This is a genomic window from Pseudomonas paraveronii (assembly GCF_963681955.1).
GTDB classification, from domain to species: Bacteria; Pseudomonadota; Gammaproteobacteria; order Pseudomonadales; family Pseudomonadaceae; genus Aquipseudomonas; species Aquipseudomonas paraveronii.
Genome location: NZ_OY817130.1, coordinates 3,921,771 through 3,937,770, shown reverse-complemented (window position 1 = coordinate 3,937,770; position 16,000 = coordinate 3,921,771). Strand labels below are relative to the sequence as shown.

15 protein-coding genes are annotated in these 16,000 nt (G+C 62.1%); 8 read left to right on the top strand and 7 right to left on the bottom strand.

The window, feature by feature from the left end:
- Window positions 1-11: 11 nt before the first annotated feature.
- Complete coding sequence (locus tag U5A08_RS17990) at window positions 12-1,121, bottom strand: 2-aminoethylphosphonate--pyruvate transaminase (RefSeq protein WP_321847801.1); 1,110 nt, start codon at window positions 1,119-1,121, stop codon at window positions 12-14.
- A gap of 125 nt (window positions 1,122-1,246) precedes the next feature.
- Here U5A08_RS17990 and U5A08_RS17985 point away from each other — a divergent pair, with 125 nt between their 5' ends.
- The 3 genes from U5A08_RS17985 (at window position 1,247) to U5A08_RS17975 (ending at window position 4,398) form a co-directional block, all read left to right on the top strand.
- A complete protein-coding gene (locus U5A08_RS17985; protein ID WP_321847800.1) occupies window positions 1,247-2,104 on the top strand; it encodes a LysR substrate-binding domain-containing protein in 858 nt (285 codons plus the stop codon).
- Between the two features lie 101 nt (window positions 2,105-2,205).
- Complete coding sequence (locus U5A08_RS17980) at window positions 2,206-2,913, top strand: YebC/PmpR family DNA-binding transcriptional regulator (RefSeq protein ID WP_253396885.1); 708 nt, start codon at window positions 2,206-2,208, stop codon at window positions 2,911-2,913.
- A gap of 109 nt (window positions 2,914-3,022) precedes the next feature.
- Window positions 3,023-4,398 (top strand): IS3 family transposase gene (locus tag U5A08_RS17975; protein ID WP_321847797.1). Its coding sequence is split into 2 segments (ribosomal slippage): window positions 3,023-3,523 and window positions 3,526-4,398, totalling 1,374 coding nucleotides; the frame shifts between segments, so codons are not numbered across the junction.
- 100 nt (window positions 4,399-4,498) lie between these two features.
- Here the strand turns inward: U5A08_RS17975 and U5A08_RS17970 are convergent.
- From U5A08_RS17970 to U5A08_RS17955, 4 genes are all read right to left on the bottom strand, one after another.
- Complete coding sequence (locus tag U5A08_RS17970; protein WP_321847795.1) at window positions 4,499-5,812, bottom strand: protein kinase; 1,314 nt, start codon at window positions 5,810-5,812, stop codon at window positions 4,499-4,501.
- A 40-nt stretch (window positions 5,813-5,852) separates the two neighbouring features.
- Window positions 5,853-6,947, bottom strand: coding sequence for a cell division protein ZapE (gene zapE, locus U5A08_RS17965; RefSeq protein ID WP_321847793.1), 1,095 nt, complete (start codon window positions 6,945-6,947; stop codon window positions 5,853-5,855).
- A gap of 108 nt (window positions 6,948-7,055) precedes the next feature.
- Window positions 7,056-7,793: an anti-sigma factor family protein gene (locus U5A08_RS17960; protein WP_321847792.1), complete on the bottom strand. Its 738-nt coding sequence runs from the start codon at window positions 7,791-7,793 to the stop codon at window positions 7,056-7,058.
- Complete coding sequence (locus tag U5A08_RS17955) at window positions 7,790-8,296, bottom strand: sigma-70 family RNA polymerase sigma factor (RefSeq protein ID WP_253396877.1); 507 nt, start codon at window positions 8,294-8,296, stop codon at window positions 7,790-7,792. The genes U5A08_RS17960 and U5A08_RS17955 overlap by 4 nt, the downstream gene beginning before the upstream one ends.
- A 198-nt stretch (window positions 8,297-8,494) precedes the next feature.
- On the opposite strand from U5A08_RS17955, the gene U5A08_RS17950 reads away from it, so the two are divergent.
- The 5 genes from U5A08_RS17950 to U5A08_RS17930 all read left to right on the top strand — a co-directional run bounded on the left by U5A08_RS17950 (window position 8,495) and on the right by U5A08_RS17930 (window position 13,940).
- Window positions 8,495-10,102 carry an amino acid adenylation domain-containing protein gene (locus U5A08_RS17950; protein WP_321847791.1) on the top strand — a complete coding sequence of 536 codons (1,608 nt, stop codon included), beginning with the start codon at window positions 8,495-8,497 and terminating at the stop codon, window positions 10,100-10,102.
- Window positions 10,095-11,393 carry an FNR domain-containing protein gene (locus U5A08_RS17945; RefSeq protein ID WP_321847790.1) on the top strand — a complete coding sequence of 433 codons (1,299 nt, stop codon included), beginning with the start codon at window positions 10,095-10,097 and terminating at the stop codon, window positions 11,391-11,393. The genes U5A08_RS17950 and U5A08_RS17945 overlap by 8 nt, the downstream gene beginning before the upstream one ends.
- 43 nt (window positions 11,394-11,436) lie before the next feature.
- Window positions 11,437-12,201 (top strand): enoyl-CoA hydratase-related protein, encoded by a 765-nt coding sequence (locus tag U5A08_RS17940; protein ID WP_321847789.1) that lies wholly within the window; start codon window positions 11,437-11,439, stop codon window positions 12,199-12,201.
- 120 nt (window positions 12,202-12,321) lie between these two features.
- Complete coding sequence (locus U5A08_RS17935) at window positions 12,322-13,404, top strand: catalase family peroxidase (RefSeq protein ID WP_321847788.1); 1,083 nt, start codon at window positions 12,322-12,324, stop codon at window positions 13,402-13,404.
- Window positions 13,401-13,940 (top strand): cytochrome b, encoded by a 540-nt coding sequence (locus tag U5A08_RS17930; RefSeq protein ID WP_321847786.1) that lies wholly within the window; start codon window positions 13,401-13,403, stop codon window positions 13,938-13,940. Before U5A08_RS17935 ends, U5A08_RS17930 begins: the two co-directional genes overlap by 4 nt.
- 40 nt (window positions 13,941-13,980) lie before the next feature.
- Here U5A08_RS17930 and U5A08_RS17925 read toward each other — a convergent pair whose 3' ends face one another.
- A complete protein-coding gene (locus U5A08_RS17925; protein ID WP_253396865.1) occupies window positions 13,981-15,132 on the bottom strand; it encodes a M14 family metallopeptidase in 1,152 nt (383 codons plus the stop codon).
- Window positions 15,133-15,595: 463 nt separating this feature from the next.
- The gene (locus U5A08_RS17920; RefSeq protein ID WP_253396863.1) at window positions 15,596-15,946 is read right to left on the bottom strand and encodes a DUF6124 family protein; all 351 of its coding nucleotides are present in this window, start codon (window positions 15,944-15,946) and stop codon (window positions 15,596-15,598) included.
- Between the last annotated feature and the right edge of the window lie 54 nt (window positions 15,947-16,000).

Sequence of the window (16,000 nt, the reverse complement as noted above, 5' to 3'; positions counted from 1 at the left end):
GTAAAGGGCAATCAGATGTCCAGCACTTGCATTTCTTGCAGCGCCTGCGCAACGGCCGCGACCGCCGCACGCATCTCGGGCGCATTGACGTGGCCGATGCAGCCCACGCGAAAGGTCTCCACCTGGGTCAATTTGCCCGGGTACAGAATGAAACCCTTGGCCTTGACCCGTTCGTAGAACGCCTTGAACTGGTAGCGCGGGTCTTTCGGCGCATGGAAGGTGACGATGATGGGGGCCTGGATCGCCGCCGGCAGAAAGCTGCGCAGGCCCAGTTCGGCCATGCCGTCGAGCAGCACCTGGCAATTGTTGGCGTAGCGTCGGTGGCGCGCGGGCCGGCCGCCTTCTTCGTGGTATTGCAGCAGCGCTTCGTGCAGCGCGGCGACCACGTGGGTCGGCGGGGTGAAGCGCCACTGGCCGGTCTTGGCCATGTAGTGGTGCTGCTCGAAGAGGTCCATCGCGAGGGAGTGACAGTTGCCTTGGGCGGCGCCCAATGCGTGTTTTTCGGCGAAGACAAACCCCATGCCCGGCACGCCTTCCAGGCATTTGCCTGAAGCGGCGATCAGGGCGTCGAACGGTACTTCGCGGGCATCGATCGGCAGCGCGCCGAAGGAACTCATCGCGTCGACGATCAGGCGCTTGCCATGCTGTTTGACCACTTGGGCGATCTGCGCCAGCGGGTTGAGGAGGCCGGTACTGGTTTCGCAGTGGATCAACGCGACGTGGGTGATGGCCGGGTCGGCGTGCAGCAGGCGGTCGACGTCGGCGGCGCTGGCGGGTACGTCCTCGGCGGTTTCAACGGTGCTGAAGTCGCGGCCGAGCACTTCGCAGATCTTCGCCAGGCGCTTGCCATAGGCGCCATTGATCAGCACCAGCACCTTGCCGTCGCGTGGCACCAGGGTGCCGATGGCGGCTTCGACGGCGAACGTGCCGCTGCCTTGCAACGGCACGCAATGGTGGCTGTCTGCGCCGTTGATGATCGCCAACAGTTGCGAGCAAACGCTGGCGGTCAACTGGTTGAAACGCTCATCCCATGAACCCCAATCCACCCGCATTGCCTGGCGGGTGCGGGCAGAGGTGGTCAGGGGGCCAGGGGTCAGCAGGATCGGCGCGGCGGTGCTCATCTCAAGTCCTTGCAAGGTGTCGGGGGTTGACGTTACGGCGCCTAAATTGCAGTTTGGCTTGTCATCAATCAAATTGTTTGTTGTTATGAGAGCTATCAGTTAGGCCGATAGTCGGGTCAGTCAGCATGAACTTGTTCCAACTACGCGCATTCGATGCGGTGGCCCGCGAGGGCAGCTTTACCCGTGCAGCGGCGCGGTTGTTCATCAGCCAGCCGGCGGTGACCGGGCACATCAAGGCTCTGGAAGAGCACTACCAGATCCCGTTGTTGCGCCGCACTGCGCGACGCGTGGAGTTGACCGAAGAGGGCACACGCCTGGCGGCGCTCACCCGGGCGATCTTCGGCCTGGTGGACGAAGCCCAGGCGCTGCTGGAGGCTAATCGGCAGTTGCTCACCGGGCGCCTCGAAGTGGCGGCGGATGGCCCGCACCTGGTGATGCCGATGATCGCCAGCCTGCGCGCGCGCTACCCGGGCATTACCGTCAACCTGCGGCTGGGCAATGCCCAGGAAACCCTGGCGGCGCTGCTGTCCGAGCATGCGGATGTGGCGGTGCTCACCGAAGTTGAACCGCGCAACGGCCTGCACCTGCAAGCGTTGAGCGAGTCGCGGATCTGCGCGTTGGTGCCGGCTGGCCACCCGTGGGCGACGCTGGCCGAGGGCATTCAACTGGCGCAACTGCACGAGGTGATCATGGTGCTGCGCGAGCCCGGGTCCATCACTCGGCGCACCTTTGACCACGCCTGCCTGGGGGCGGGCGTGCTACCGAAAGTACTGCTGGAGTTGGACAGCCGCGAGGCGGTGACCGAAGCCGTTGCTGCGCAGTTGGGAGTGGGCGTGGTGTCCTCGATGGAGGTCAGCCCGGACCCACGCGTGCGTGCGCTGCCGATCCACGGGGAGGGGCTGGTCAACCGACACAGCCTGGGGTGCATGGAGCGCCGTCGGTCGCTGCGTTTGATTCAGGCGTTTTTCGAGCTGGCGCCGTGAAGGTTTTTTGGTGGAACGTTGCGTTTTTGCCCTATAAACTCTGCCCCCAAAGCGCCGGCCAGTAGACGTCTCGGCGCGATGCATGAGGAAGAGAGCAAGTCATGGGCGCACAGTGGAAAGTCAAACATAAAGAAGCGGCAGCCAATGCCAAGGGCAAGATCTTCGGCAAACTGGTGAAAGAGATCACTATCGCTGCCCGTAACGGTGCCGACACCGCGACCAACGCCCACTTGCGTCTGGTGGTGGAGCAGGCCAAAAAAGCCTCGATGCCCAAGGAAACCCTGGACCGCGCCATCAAGAAAGGCGCCGGTCTGCTCGGGGAAACCGTGCAGTACCACCGCGTGACCTACGAAGGGTTCGCCCCGCATCAGGTGCCGCTGATCGTTGAATGCGTGACCGACAACATCAACCGCACCGTGGCCGAAATCCGCGTGGCGTTCCGCAAGGGCCAACTGGGCGCTTCCGGCTCCGTGGCCTGGGACTTCAACCACGTCGGCCTGATCGAAGCCGCGCCGGACAGCCCGGACGCCGATCCTGAAATGGCGGCCATTGAAGCCGGCGCCCAGGATTTCGAAGAGGGCGAAGAAGCGGGTACCACCCTGTTCATCACCGAAACCACCGACCTCGACGCCGTGCAGAAAGCGCTGCCGGAGCAGGGTTTTACCGTGCTGTCGGCCAAACTGGGCTATATCGCGAAGAACCCGGTGACGGGTTTGACCGACGAGCAGATGGCTGAAGTCGAAGCCTTCCTCGAAGGCCTGGACAACCATGATGACGTGCAGGATATGTTCGTCGGCCTGGCCGGCTGATTCGTGGCTGAATAAACACGGTCCAAACTGTGGGAGGGGGCTTGCTCCCGATAGCGGTGTGAAGTGCGCCCCAAAAGTTGGACACTCATCCAACTCCTGGGGCTTTTTCATGAGCAAGTACGCCGCGCAGTTCAAACTTTCCGCCATTACCGCCTTCCTAGAGCGAGGCCGTGGCTTTCGCCATATTGCAGCCCGATTTCAAATGGACCCCACTTTGCTTCGCCGCTGGGTGGAAGCTTACCGGCTGCACGGTGAGGCCAGTCTGAGTAGTTCCGGTGGACGTTATAGTGCTTTGTTCAAGTTCTCCGTTCTGCAACGCATGTGGCGTGACTCCCTCTCTTTTCGCCGCGCAGCGGCACTCTTCAATCTGGGTGACTCTACCCAAGTGGGCAGATGGCAGCAGCAGTATTACAGTGGCGGTATTGAAGCCCTGGCCTCAGGGGAAAAAGGATTGAATATCGCTATGTCCAAACCACCAGCTAAACCTCGAAAAACGGCTGCCCCACTCACCGACCAAGAGCGTGCTCACAAGGCTTTACTTGATGAACTCCAGTATTTGCGCATGGAGAACGCCTACCTAAAAAAGCTTGGGGAGTTAGGCGAGGCGGTAATGAGGCGCGAGAAAGAAGCGAAGAAAAAGCCCGATTAGTCTCTGAGTTGAGGCAAAGCTTCCCTTTGGACCCTTTGCTCAAACTGGTTGGGCTCGCCCGCAGCACGTACTACTACCAACTCAAGGCGATGGACGGAGCAGACCGGTTCGTTTCGCTGAAAGCCTCTATCCAGAGCCTTCAAGACGAGCATAAGGGGCGCTTCGGCTATCGTCGTATGACTTTAGCTCTGCGCAGCAACGGACAGTTGATCAACAGTAAAACGGTGCGGCGACTGATGGGGGAGTTGAGTCTGAAATGTACGGTACGACCGAAGAAATACAGATCGTATCGAGGGCCGATGGGAAAAGTCTCGCCCAATACCCTGGCTCGTCAGTTCGAGGCTGAACAACCGAATCAGAAATGGGTAACGGATGTCACCGAGTTCAAAGTGGCTGGCGGAAAGCTGTATCTGTCTCCAGTTTTAGACTTGTACAACGGAGAAATCGTGGCTTATCAGACCGCCACACGCCCCCAATATGCGTTGGTGGGCGACATGCTGGAACAAGCTCTTGAGCGCTTGCCTGAGGGCGTCAAACCCATGCTGCACTCGGATCAGGGTTGGCACTATCGATACCCAAAGTACCGGGATCAACTAGAAAAAGCAGGGTTGGAACAGAGCATGTCACGCAGAGGAAACTGCTATGACAACGCCACAATGGAGAGCTTCTTTGGTACGTTGAAGTCAGAATTTTACTACCGGGAAAGCTTCGACAGCGTGGCTCAGTTGCAGGCTGGACTGGCTGAATACATCCATTACTACAACCATAAACGAATCAAAACGAAGCTTGGCGGACTGAGCCCTGTAGCGTACAGAGCCCGGTCCGCTGTAGCCTAACAATCACTGTCCAACTTTTGGGGCGCACTTCAGTGTGTCAGTCAACGACGATGTTGAATGGGCCACAGCCATCGGGAGCAAGCCCCCTCCCACATTGGGTTCAGTGGTGTGGAATAGATTGCAGCAGCGCTTCGACTTCTTTGAAGCTCGGCCGGGCCAACACCTCGGGCTGACAGCAGCGCGCCTGTAAGCCTTCCAGGATCTGGCGTGCGGCGTCGCTCAAGCCCGTGTCAATCCGCTCCAGCAACTCCCCGAGCAACACCCCGAACGCACGCACTTCAATGCGTTGCAGCGCCCTGGTTTCCACGGTGTCCGCCGAGGCATGGAACGACGCCGCGCCGAAATCTCCGAGCAAGCAGTCGCCCGCCGCGTTCCACAGAATATTGTGGGCGTAGAGGTCGCCATGGGTGATGCCGTGGCGGTGCAGGTGCGCGGCCACCGAGGCGATGCCGCGTGCCATGCGCAATGCCACGGCGAGGCTGAAGCGGGTGGCCGGTTCGTAGATATCGCGGGTGCAGGACGCCAGGCTCGGCAGGGCGGCGAGGTTGCGGTAGCTCGGCTCGATCAGGTCCATCACCAGTGCGGCCTGGTCATCCGGGTGGCCAACCACGCGGCCTTCCACCTTGATCAGGTTGGGATGCAGCCCGGCGGCAATGCACGCCTGCATTTCGTGCAGCGGTGAGCCATCGCTGGTGATGCTGCCTTTATACAACTTGACCGCCACCGGCTTGGCCGAGGGTTGCCAGAGCGCCTTGCGAATCACCCCGGAGGCGCCTTCTCCGAGAACCTCCGCCAGTTCCAGTGCCGACCACGGAATGTCTGGCGTCGCGTCGTCGTCAGCCACGTCTACCGCCATTTCCACCGGGTTGCCGGCGTAGGCCAGCCAGGTCAGGCTGGGCAGTGCCAGGAGCCAGTGCGGCAGGCCGGTGAGGCGGTTGGAGGCGATGCGGATCAGCTCGAGGTTGTGGCAGTTGGCCAGGCTTGGCGGCAGGTGCGCCAGGTGGTTGCCGGCCAGCATCAGTTTTTGCAGCAGCGGCCGCTGGCCCAATTCGTCGGGCAGTTGGCTGATGCAGTTGTCGGTGAGGATCAACCAGCGCAACAGCGGTGGCAGCGCGGCGGCCGGTACGTGGCGGATGCGGTTGGCCTTGAAGCCGATCATGCTCAGCTTTGCGCATTGGCCCAGGCAGGCCGGCAGCTCGGTAAAGGCGTTGTCCGAGCAAAACAGCACGCGCAGGTGCGGCAGGCGGTGCAGGTCGTCGGGCAGGCTGCTCAGGGCGTTGCCACTGAGGTTGAGGATTTCCAGGGAGTCGGCCAGTTCGAAGATTTCCCGGGGGAATTCGGTCAGCCCGCAGGACAGGTCCAGGCGCTGGATGCCGGCCAATTGGCCGGCCTTGAGTTGGGCGAGGGTATTCATGAACGGCGCGGTCACTCGGCAAGGTGGGTGTAAACGGCGCTCATGATAGCGGGTCGGGCGTGTGTTGCGGGTGGACCGCTTGCAATTGGTTCAGGCGACTGGCAGTACGCGCCAGATCGATGGCTTGGCCGCTCAACGCCTGCTCCAGCGGGTGCGCACCGATCAGGATCAGCTGTTTATCCTGGTCGTAGAGCACGTCCACCAAATTGATAAAGCGCTGTTGCACGGCAATCGGACAGTCTGCCAGGTGCGGCAGCCCGTCGATGATCCAGTGGTCGAAGTCCTGGCACAGCAGCAGGTAATCCATCACCGCCGTGAGTTGTTCGCAGAGGTCAGCGAACGTGAAGGCGATGCGCCGTGCCTGCTGGCTGCGGCAGCGCAACGGGCGGTTGCCGACTTTCAGCACCTGCGCCAGGCAATCCGTGGCCGGCAGCCCGAGCGCGGTGCGCTGCGCCGTCGTGCCTGGCCACACGTACTGACCGCTGCTGAAGCGCTGTTCGGCATGGGCCTGGGGCAGGCTGCGGAAGTCCTCGGGCGAGCTGACTTCCAGCACGTCCATGCGCGCCGCGATCAGCTCGATCACCGGTTTGAAGCGCTCGTGGTACAGCGGGTTGGGTAATAGCCCTTGCGGCGGGTAATTGGACGTCACCAGCACCAGCACGCGACGTTGGAACAACGCCTTGAACAGGCGATTGATCAGCATTGCATCGCCGATATCGTGGACGTGGAACTCGTCGAAACACAGCACGCGGCAGCCGTCCAGCAGCGCATCAAGGGTCACGGCCAGTGCGTCGTGGTGCTGACGATGGGCGAACATGCCCCGGTGCAGGTGGGCGAAAAAGTCATGGAAATGCACGCGTTGTTTTTCAGCAATCGGCAATGCCTGGAAAAACCCATCCAGCAGCCAACTCTTGCCGCGCCCCACCGGCCCGTGCAAATACAGGCTGCGGGCGGGCTGGCCGGCGAGCAGGTGCCGGGTTTCACGCGCCATCGCGGCAATCGCCTGGGCTTGTGCGGCGCTGAGGGTATAGCCGTGCTGCTCGGCCTTGGTCTGAAAGAACGTCGGGATGGGCGAGTCGTCGTGGGTGTGGGGTTTTTTACCGAGCAAACGACGGATCAGGGAACGCGGCGCCAAAGGGAGTCACTCTGTGTGCGGTGGTCGCTCACTTTAGGGCGACACCTTGGATTTGACCAATAGAGAAGCGCGCCGCCAGCTATCTCGAAACCGCATGGCTGTCGGTTTCTAGAAGCGCAGCAGCGGCGTGGTCGGCTGATCCACCGGGCTGACCATCGCATAGTTGTACCCGCCGCCGGACCAGTACTCGGCCTGCAAGCCATCGGCGCTGCGGCTGCCACGGGGCAGGAAGTTATTTTCCGGGCCAGGTGGGCGGATATAAAAACTGATGTGCCGGCCTTGCAGATCTTCGTACAGCACCATCGCCGCCGCGCCTTGTTCGGTGCTGAGCAAGCGCCCGCTGACAGGGCTGAAGCCCGCCTGGCTCAGGTCTGGCAGGCGCTGGGCCTGGTTGAAATAGCGGTCGAGCCAGGCTTGCATCGTGTCGCTGCCCTGGGCGTGATAGTCGGCGGGCAGCACGCCGTCCTGGGCAAACAGGCGGTAGGCCTGCATGGCGTCAGTCATGGGCAACATGGACGGTTGCGTGGCTTCGCGGGCCTGCCAGCCGCCCAGACCGCCAAGGCTGATCGCTATCAGCAGCAGCGCCGCCGTGGCGAAATGGCGGCGCGACTGCTGCTTGATGCGCTGGCGGATCAGCGCCGGGTCCAGATTCGGGTTGGCCGGCTGCTGGAGTGCGCCACTCAAGGCGGCGCGCAATACGTGTGCGTCCTGCTGCCAGGCATGGACCTGAGCGGCGACCTCGGGGTGGGCCGCCAAGTAGGTTTCCAGCACGCGCCGATCGCTCTCCGGCAGTTGCTGATCGACGTAGGCATGCAAATCGTGTTCGCTGGGGGGCAGGCTGATCATTTGAGTATCCGCAGGGAAGGGCTGCTAATTTCGCCATCGCTGAGTTGACGCAGGGCTTGGCGCGCCCTGGACAGGCGCGACATTACGGTGCCGATGGGCACATCGAGAATCTGCGCGACTTCCTTGTAGCTCAAGCCTTCGACCGACACCCACAACAGCAAGGCGCGCTGTTCGCTGTTGAGCTGGTCGAAGGCTTGCAGGGTCGACTGGGCGATCACCGTGCGTTCGACCGAGGGCTGCACATCATCGCGGCCAGTAAACAACTCAAGCATGCGTGCATAGCGACGGGTGCGCCGATGGGCATCGAGAAACTGCCGGTAGAGGATCGAGAACAGCCAGGCGCGCAGGTCGCCGTCGACGGTTTTGTCGGCCCAGCGCGTGATCGCCCGTTCCAGGGTCGATTGCACCAGGTCGTCGGCGCTGCTGGCGTTACGGCTCAGGGACACGGCAAAACGCCGCAGCCTGGGGATGAGTTCACGTAACTGTTCGTCGAGTTCATGCATGGGGAATCGAGTCTAGCCGGTTGTATGCAGGTAGACGCTGCTCCCTGTAGGTTATTCCACTCGCGATGAAAAGAAACTTTACGCGTGACGGTGAGACGTTTCTGTAAATCCTGAGCACCTGTAATCACCGGCTCGCGCCTCAATCCACCCTCGTACCTGCCAGCTATTTTTCGGCAGTCAACCGATGAGGGTGTATCCATGACGTTTTCACCGACCGACAAGCAGCTTTTTTCCCACCCGGTGCTGGCGCATCTGTCTGTCCTGCAGCGAGTCTTGTTTGAGCAATGGGGCTTTGGCCCGTCAACCCCTCCGGGCTACGGCTGTATCCACCACGCCATCGAAGCGCAAGCGGCGCTGGCGCCACACGCGACGGCGGCGGTGTGCGCGGGGCAGCGCATCAGTTACGAACAACTCAACCGCCAAGCCAATCGTTTGGCCGCGCGTCTGGTCGAGCAGGGCGTGCAACGCGGCGACACGGTGGCGCTGTTCGTCGAGCGTTCGATCCCCATGGTGGTGGGCCTGTTGGCGGTGTTGAAGGTCGGCGCCGCGTATGTGCCGCAGGACGCCAGAATCGTACCGCCCCTGCAACTGGCCATGGTCCTCGAGTCCTTGACCAGCCCGGTGATTCTGACCCTGTCGAACCTCGCGGATCGCATTCCGCCGGACGCCGCCCAGCGCCGCCTGTGCCTGGACACCTTCCTGGCCGAAGAGCCCTGGATCTCCCAGGACCATCATCCCGCGTTCGCCGCCGCCGACACCCATGACCTGTGTTTCGTGCTGTTCACGTCCGGCACGACAGGGCGCCCCAACGGCGTGTGTGTCAGTCACCGTAACGTCTGCAACATCCTGCTGACGCAGCCCGGGCGGATGGGCATGGCGCCGGGCCGCAACGTGGGGCAGATCCTCAATATCGGGTTCGACATGGCGGCCTGGGAAATACTCGGCTGCCTGGCCCATGGCGCGACGTTGCTGATTCGCGGCAAAGCCATTGCACAGACCGCTGCACAGTGCCATGTGTTGATTGCAACCCCCTCGATACTGGCGCGCCTCGACCCTCGGCAGTGCCCCGATCTCCAGGTGGTCGCGGTCGCCGGAGAACCCTGTTCCCAGGCCCTGGCCGAGCGTTGGGCCGAGCACTGCACGTTCTACAACGGCTGCGGGCCCACCGAAACCACCATCGTCAACACGCTGCATCGGCATGTGCCTGGCGCGCCATTGACCATTGGCCAGCCGACACCCAACAACAGCGTGTACGTGCTCGACGAACAGGGCCGCCCCTGTGAGTTGGGGCAAACCGGGGAAATGTGGGCGGGCGGCGCCGGGGTGACGGCGGGCTACCTGAACAACCGCGCACTGACCCACGAACGGTACCGCCCGGACCCCTTTCTGGGCGGCGACGCCATGATGTTCCGCACGCGCGACCTAGGGCGCTGGACCGCCGATGGGCAACTCGAACACTTGGGCCGCGTCGATGACCAAGTGAAAGTCCGCGGGTTCCGCGTGGAACTGGACGCGGTGTCCACCGCCCTGGAGGCCGGCGATGGCTGCACGCGGGCGGTCACGCTGAAGCTCGACAGCCGCACCTTGGTGGCCTTTGTTTCGCCGGCCGGCGCCGACGTCGCGTCTTGCCGATGGCAGTGCGAGCAACGCCTGGCCTATTACTGCGTGCCGTCACTGATTGACGTGGTGGAGCATTTTCCACTGACCGCCAGGGGCAAGATCGACAAGGCGCTGTTGCTGCAACGGGCGCGCCAACGGTGGGTGGCATTGCAGGCGTTCGCGCCGCAGGAGTCTGGCCATGCTTGATGCGCTGAGCCAAACCGTGGTGCCGCCCAAGCCGGCGCTCTGGCGGCGCTGGACGGCGTTGCCGGTATTTTCCTACTACAACCGCCTGATGGCGCTGGTGTTGATCAGCAACCTCGCGTTTGCCGTGTTCGGCGTCGGCCTGCCGGGCATCACCGCGCAGACGTTGTCGGAGCTGGTGCTGATCAACCTGTCGCTGGCCATCCTGATTCGCCAGCAATACCTGATCAATGCGTTGTTCTGGTTGGCGACGCGTGTCCCCGTCACCTGGCCGCTACGTGTGCGGCGCAGCGCGGCCAAGGTGTATCACGTCGGCGGGCTGCACAGCGGCGCGGCACTGGCGGCCACGGGTTGGTTCGCGGGGTGGGTCGGTGTGCAGGCCACGGACTATCTGCAGCAGCCGGGCAGTGTTTCGCTCGCCGGGTTGTGGCTCGGGGCTACGTTGCTCGGCGTGTTGCTGTTGATGGTGGTCATGGCTCAACCGCGCATTCGGGGGCGATTTCACAATGGCTTCGAGCGGGTTCATCGGTTTGCGGGTTGGGGCGCGTTGCTGTTGTTTTGGGGGCTGACGGTGCTGGCGTCCGTCGATAGCTTTGCGAGCCTGTTGCACAGCGGCGCGTTCTGGATGCTGGTGCTGTTGACGCTGAGCATCGCGCTGCCCTGGCTGCGGCTGCGCAAGGTTGCCGTTGAACACACGCGGCCTTCCGGGCATGCGGTGATTACGCGTTTTACCCACACCACGCCTTTCGCCGGTTCGTCGACTGCGATCAGCCGGCATCCGCTGCTGGAGTGGCACTCCTTTGCCAACATCCCTACGCCGGGCCAGGCCGGGTTTCGTCTGACCATCTCCCGCGCCGGGGATTGGACGGGGCGGTTTATCGAGGACTTGCCGAGCCATGTATGGGTCAAGGGCATCACCACTGCCGGCGTGGCCAATGTGGAAACCCTGTTCAAGTCGGTGGTGTACGTCGCTACCGGCAGCGGGATCGGTCCGGTCATGCCGCATTTACTCGCGGCGCGGCTGCCGATTCAACTGATCTGGTCGACCCGCAGCCCAAGGAAGACCTACGGCGACGAATGGGTCGACGAGATCCTGCGCGCCCAGCCCGGCGCGTTGATCTGGGACACCGATGCGCGCGGCAAACCGGACCTGGTGCAGTTGGCCTACGGCGCGGTGCAAGCCTTTGGCGCGGAGGCTGTGATCTGTATCGCCAACCAACGACTGACGCGACAGGTGGTGCAAGAACTGGAAGCCCGGGGCATACCCGCCTATGGCGCGATCTGGGATTCCTGAAAAGCGCGTGTTCATTCAACAATATCAATCACTGGAGGTGCCTATGAATGTAGTGATCGAGCGTCAGGGTCGGGTGGTCCTGGTCAGGCTCAATCGTCCCCAGGTCAAGAATGCGCTGAACTCGGCGCTGATGACCGAGCTGGTTTCCTGTCTGGAGGCTCTGGACCAAGACCCCGAGGTCGGGTGTTTTGTCATCACCGGCGGTGCGCAGTATTTTGCCGCCGGAGCCGATATCAAGGAGATGAGCGGCAAGACCTATCAGGACATGCTCAACGAGGATTACTTCGTCGGCTGGGAGGCATTTACCCGCCTGCGCACGCCGACCATCGCCGCCGTCAACGGTTACGCCTTCGGCGGAGGGTGCGAACTGGCGCTGATGTGCGACATGATTTTTGCCGCCGATAGCGCCACCTTTGCCCAGCCGGAGATCAAGCTCGGCGTGATCCCAGGCATGGGCGCGACCCAACGTCTGACAGGCTTGATCGGCAAGGCCAAGACCATGGACCTGGTGCTGACCGGACGGCCGATGAGCGCTCAGGAGGCAGAACAGGCCGGGCTGGTGTCGCGTGTCTATCCGGCGGCGAGCTTGCTTGAGCAGACTCTGGTGGTGGCCGCGCAAATCGCCGGTTTTTCTCGCCTGGCCACGCGGGCGGCGCGCGAGGCGGTCGAGCAATCCCTGCAGCTGGGCTTGCACGAGGGCGTGCGGCTGGAACGCCGGCTGTTCCACAGTCTGTTCGCCACGCCTGATCAGCAGGAGGGCATGCGGGCGTTTCTCGACAAGCGAGCGGCCGTGTTTAATCAGGTCTAGGAGGGCGCAGGACCCAGTGCTGGGGCTACTCTGAAAAAAACTACAGCGGAAGGGGAATAAACCTACACGGGATTCGTCTCATAGCTCAATTCCCCCCTGGCCACGTGCCCTGGAGCTTTCATGGTAGATCACTCATCACCGCCCCGTCGGCCACTCGGCACGGCTAGCCTGGTGCTTAGGCTGGCGTGTATCGGTGGCGTGGTAGCGGCTGTCGCCGGGGCGTTTGCCTACGTCAACGGCACCTTCGACCCACAACGCCTGCAGCCCAAAACCCTGGTCAATGCCCTGGAAACCAATAACGGCGTCCACCCGGGGTTCCGGCGCAACCATGCCAAGGGCGTGTGTGTCGCGGGGTACTTCGAGAGCAGCGCCGAGGCGCGGGCCTACTCCAGTGCCCAGGTATTCAGCGCGGCCAAGACCCCATTGATCGGCCGGTTTGCCTTGCCCAGCGGTAATCCCTACGCGCCGGACAGCAGCGTGCCGATCCGCAGTTTTGCCGTGCAATTCAGCCAGGCCAACGGCCAGCAGTGGCGCACCGGGATGAACAGCATGCCGGTGTTTCCGGTGGGCACCCCCGAGGCGTTCTACCAACTGCTCAAGGCCGGCGCGCCCGACCCGGCCACCGGCAAGCCGAACCCGGCGAATATGCCGGCGTTCTTTGCGGCCCATCCCGAGGCCGCGCCGTTCCTGGCGTGGGTCAAGACGGCCAAGCCATCCGCCAGCTATGCGACGGAAACCTACAACGGTATCAACGCGTTTTTCCTGGTGGGCGCCGATGGCAAGCGCCAGGCCGTGCGTTGGGCGGTTGTCGCGCAGAGCCAGGATGCTGTGGGCGATACCGCGCCAGCCGGCAGTGATTTCCTGGAAAAAGATCTGGTGCAACGCCTGGCTTCCGGACCGCTGCGTTGGCAGTTGAACCTGACCCTGGCCAACCCCGGCGATCCGCTCGACGATGCAAGCAAACCCTGGATCGGTGAGCACACCGTGTTGAACGCCGGCACCCTGGTGCTGCAAAGCAGCCAAGCGCAAGCAGACGGCGATTGCCGCGACATCAACTTCGATCCGCTGATTCTGCCAAGCGGTATCGAAGCCTCGAATGACCCGTTGCTGGCCGCGCGTTCGGCCGCCTACGCCAGTTCCTACCTGCGTCGCGCCGCAGAAGTCAGCCCGTTGCACCGCAGCCCTCAGGAGTCGAAGCCATGAATGCCCAACCACGGTTTTTCGCCCCGCTGGCGCGCTTGCTGCACTGGCTGATGGCGCTGATGATCATCGCCATGCTGTTTATCGGAGCGGGGCTGGCAGCGTCGGTTTCCGAACGGCATGAATGGTTGATTCACCTGCACAAGCCGCTGGGTATCGCGATTCTGGCGTTGGTGATAGTGCGCTTGGCAGTGCGCTTTTCCACGCGCCAACCGCCGTTGCCTAGCGATTTGCCGCGATGGCAAGTGTTGGCGGCCAAGGCTTCCCATTGGCTGCTGTATGCCTTGATGCTGGTGTTGCCGCTGCTCGGTTGGGCGATGATTTCGGCGGCGGGCGACCCGGTGATGCTCAGCCGTTCGGTGCAACTGCCGGCGCTGGTGGCGGCCAACGCGCCGTTGTTCGCGGTGCTGCGCAAGGCCCATGGCTATCTTGCCTACGTGCTGTTTCTCACGGTGCTGTTGCACCTGGCGGCGGCGCTGTTCCATGGGTTGATTCGCCGTGACGGCGTGCTGCAGAGCATGACGGGCACCCAGGACTGAGGCCCGCGCTCGATGGTTGTGGCGAGTACGCTCGCCGCATTCAGCGCAACAGGCTGACGATATCGGCCACGCTGCTCAACACATCCTTGCCCAACTGCATCGACCGTTTGCCCGACCAGCCGGTGTGCGGGTTGGGCGCGTCGTCGTTGTCCTTGAAGGGCATCTCCAGGGTCAGCGACAGGCAGTCGTATTTCTCCCCGACGGCATTGCAGGCCAGGGTCATATTGGCTTCGCCCGGTAGGTCGCGGGTGTAGCCGTGGGTAGTCTGGAAGTCACGGGTCAAGGCGCTCAGGTGGCTGCGGAAGTGTTTTTCCAGGCCTTCGATACGCGGGGTGTAGCCGGGGTTGCCTTCGCAGGCGGCGGCGAATACGTAGGGGATTTCCTCGTCACCGTGGATATCGAGGAACAGGTCGACACCATACTTTTCCATTTGCGTCTGGACGAACAGCACTTCAGGGCTGATCTCCTGGCTGGCGTTCTGCCAGGCGCGATTGAGGTCCTGGCCCATGGCGTTGGTGCGCAGGTGGCCGTGAAACGCGCCGTCGGGGTTCATGTTCGGCACCAGGTACAGGTCGGCGACGGCCAACAGCTTTTTCAGCTCGGTGTCACGGTCCTGCTGCAGGCGTTCGATGATGCCTTCCATAAACCATTCGGCCATGTGCTCGCCGGGGTGCTGCTGGGCGATGATCCACACCTTGCGCCGACCTTCGCCACCTTTGCCACGGCGCAACAGTTGGATATCACGGCCTTCGACACTTTTACCGGTGGCCAGCAAGCGGGTGCCCGCATGGCTCAGCGCCTGGTCGATGAGCCAGTCGTGGCGCTCGCGGCTGTAGGGTTCGAAGTAGGCAAACCAGGCGTGTTTCTCACGGGTTTCGAGACTGATGTGCAGGGTTTCGCCGTCGAAGCGCGTAGGCACCCGGAACCAAGTGACATGGTCATACGACGCCACGGCGTTATAGCCGCTCCAGGCGTGCTTATAGGACGATTGCCCGGCGTTGCTCAGGCGGAAGGTGTGGGTGTGGCCCACATGCATGCCTTCGGCCTTGAAGTGGAACCATTGGAAATGGTGACTGCGGGTGTCGGGTTTGATTGCCAGCAACAAGTGATAGGCATCGCTGGCATCCAGAACCTGGATGTTGCCACTGTCGAAGTCGGTGCTGATTTTGATGGAGGTCAAGGCCACGGTCATAGTCTGGCTGCCTGAGTAGGAGTGTTGTGGCGGTTATCTTACACAGAGGCCGGGCAAAATCCGGATGCAAAATTGTTGCGGGGAGGGGGGGGCGTCATCCTTGACGCCGCGGCAGCTTAGAATTTATGAGATTGATTCTCAAGTGCTATTTCGCAAAGGTCTACGCCAGAGCGGTCGCCTGACTTTCTTTTGACGATGGTCTTTTGCTATCATGCGTGCCATCAAGCAACACAGTCTTCATTAGCCTGAAGCCATGCCAGGAAAACTGGCAAAAAAAAGACCCGGCCAAAGAGCCGGGTCAAAAACCGTGATTAGCCTGATGAGGAGATATTCCAAGAGTCCGACCTAAGGTCCCTTGGTCTATCGACTGATCTCGCGATCAGCTGGGTCCAATAATAATCATTATCATTTGCAAGTCAAATGTTTTTATCCGAGGGATAGAACTATTTTTCTTTCGCGTGGCTCATGCATCGTCCTGAGCCTGCGGCGCCTGCAACGATCGCTCCACCATCGCCTTCGCCATATCAATCAAATACACCACTGAAAATGCCAGGTCACGCTGGTTGCCTTGATGGCTGCTCGCCGATTCGTAGGCCGTGGCAGCCGCGCTGCGCAACAGGTCCGAGGCATGCACCAGGGCTTCCTCCGGGCTGATGCCGGGCTTGATGCTGAAGAAGGCGTCATTCGGGGCCGAGTCGCACATCTCTTCTTTCAAATAATAGTCCAGCGCACGTTGAGCGGCGCCGCTGCTGCGCATGTCGAGCAGTTCATGGGATTCGGGTTCGCCGGGCAGGCGATAGGGGCTTGTCGTCATAGGTCGGTACTCGGGTTGGGTGTCGAAACGCTGATGCCCGATAATAGTACGTAT

Bases quoted from the DNA above. Each gene is read 5' to 3' on its own strand.
- U5A08_RS17990 (WP_321847801.1), bottom strand. From the start codon at position 1,121: ATGAGCACCGCCGCGCCGATCCTGCTGACCCCTGGCCCCCTGACCACC.
- U5A08_RS17985 (WP_321847800.1), top strand. From the start codon at position 1,247: ATGAACTTGTTCCAACTACGCGCATTCGATGCGGTGGCCCGCGAGGGC.
- U5A08_RS17980 (WP_253396885.1), top strand. From the start codon at position 2,206: ATGGGCGCACAGTGGAAAGTCAAACATAAAGAAGCGGCAGCCAATGCC.
- U5A08_RS17970 (WP_321847795.1), bottom strand. From the start codon at position 5,812: ATGAATACCCTCGCCCAACTCAAGGCCGGCCAATTGGCCGGCATCCAG.
- U5A08_RS17960 (WP_321847792.1), bottom strand. From the start codon at position 7,793: ATGATCAGCCTGCCCCCCAGCGAACACGATTTGCATGCCTACGTCGAT.
- U5A08_RS17955 (WP_253396877.1), bottom strand. From the start codon at position 8,296: ATGCATGAACTCGACGAACAGTTACGTGAACTCATCCCCAGGCTGCGG.
- U5A08_RS17950 (WP_321847791.1), top strand. From the start codon at position 8,495: ATGACGTTTTCACCGACCGACAAGCAGCTTTTTTCCCACCCGGTGCTG.
- U5A08_RS17945 (WP_321847790.1), top strand. From the start codon at position 10,095: ATGCTTGATGCGCTGAGCCAAACCGTGGTGCCGCCCAAGCCGGCGCTC.
- U5A08_RS17940 (WP_321847789.1), top strand. From the start codon at position 11,437: ATGAATGTAGTGATCGAGCGTCAGGGTCGGGTGGTCCTGGTCAGGCTC.
- U5A08_RS17935 (WP_321847788.1), top strand. From the start codon at position 12,322: ATGGTAGATCACTCATCACCGCCCCGTCGGCCACTCGGCACGGCTAGC.
- U5A08_RS17930 (WP_321847786.1), top strand. From the start codon at position 13,401: ATGAATGCCCAACCACGGTTTTTCGCCCCGCTGGCGCGCTTGCTGCAC.
- U5A08_RS17925 (WP_253396865.1), bottom strand. From the start codon at position 15,132: ATGACCGTGGCCTTGACCTCCATCAAAATCAGCACCGACTTCGACAGT.
- U5A08_RS17920 (WP_253396863.1), bottom strand. From the start codon at position 15,946: ATGACGACAAGCCCCTATCGCCTGCCCGGCGAACCCGAATCCCATGAA.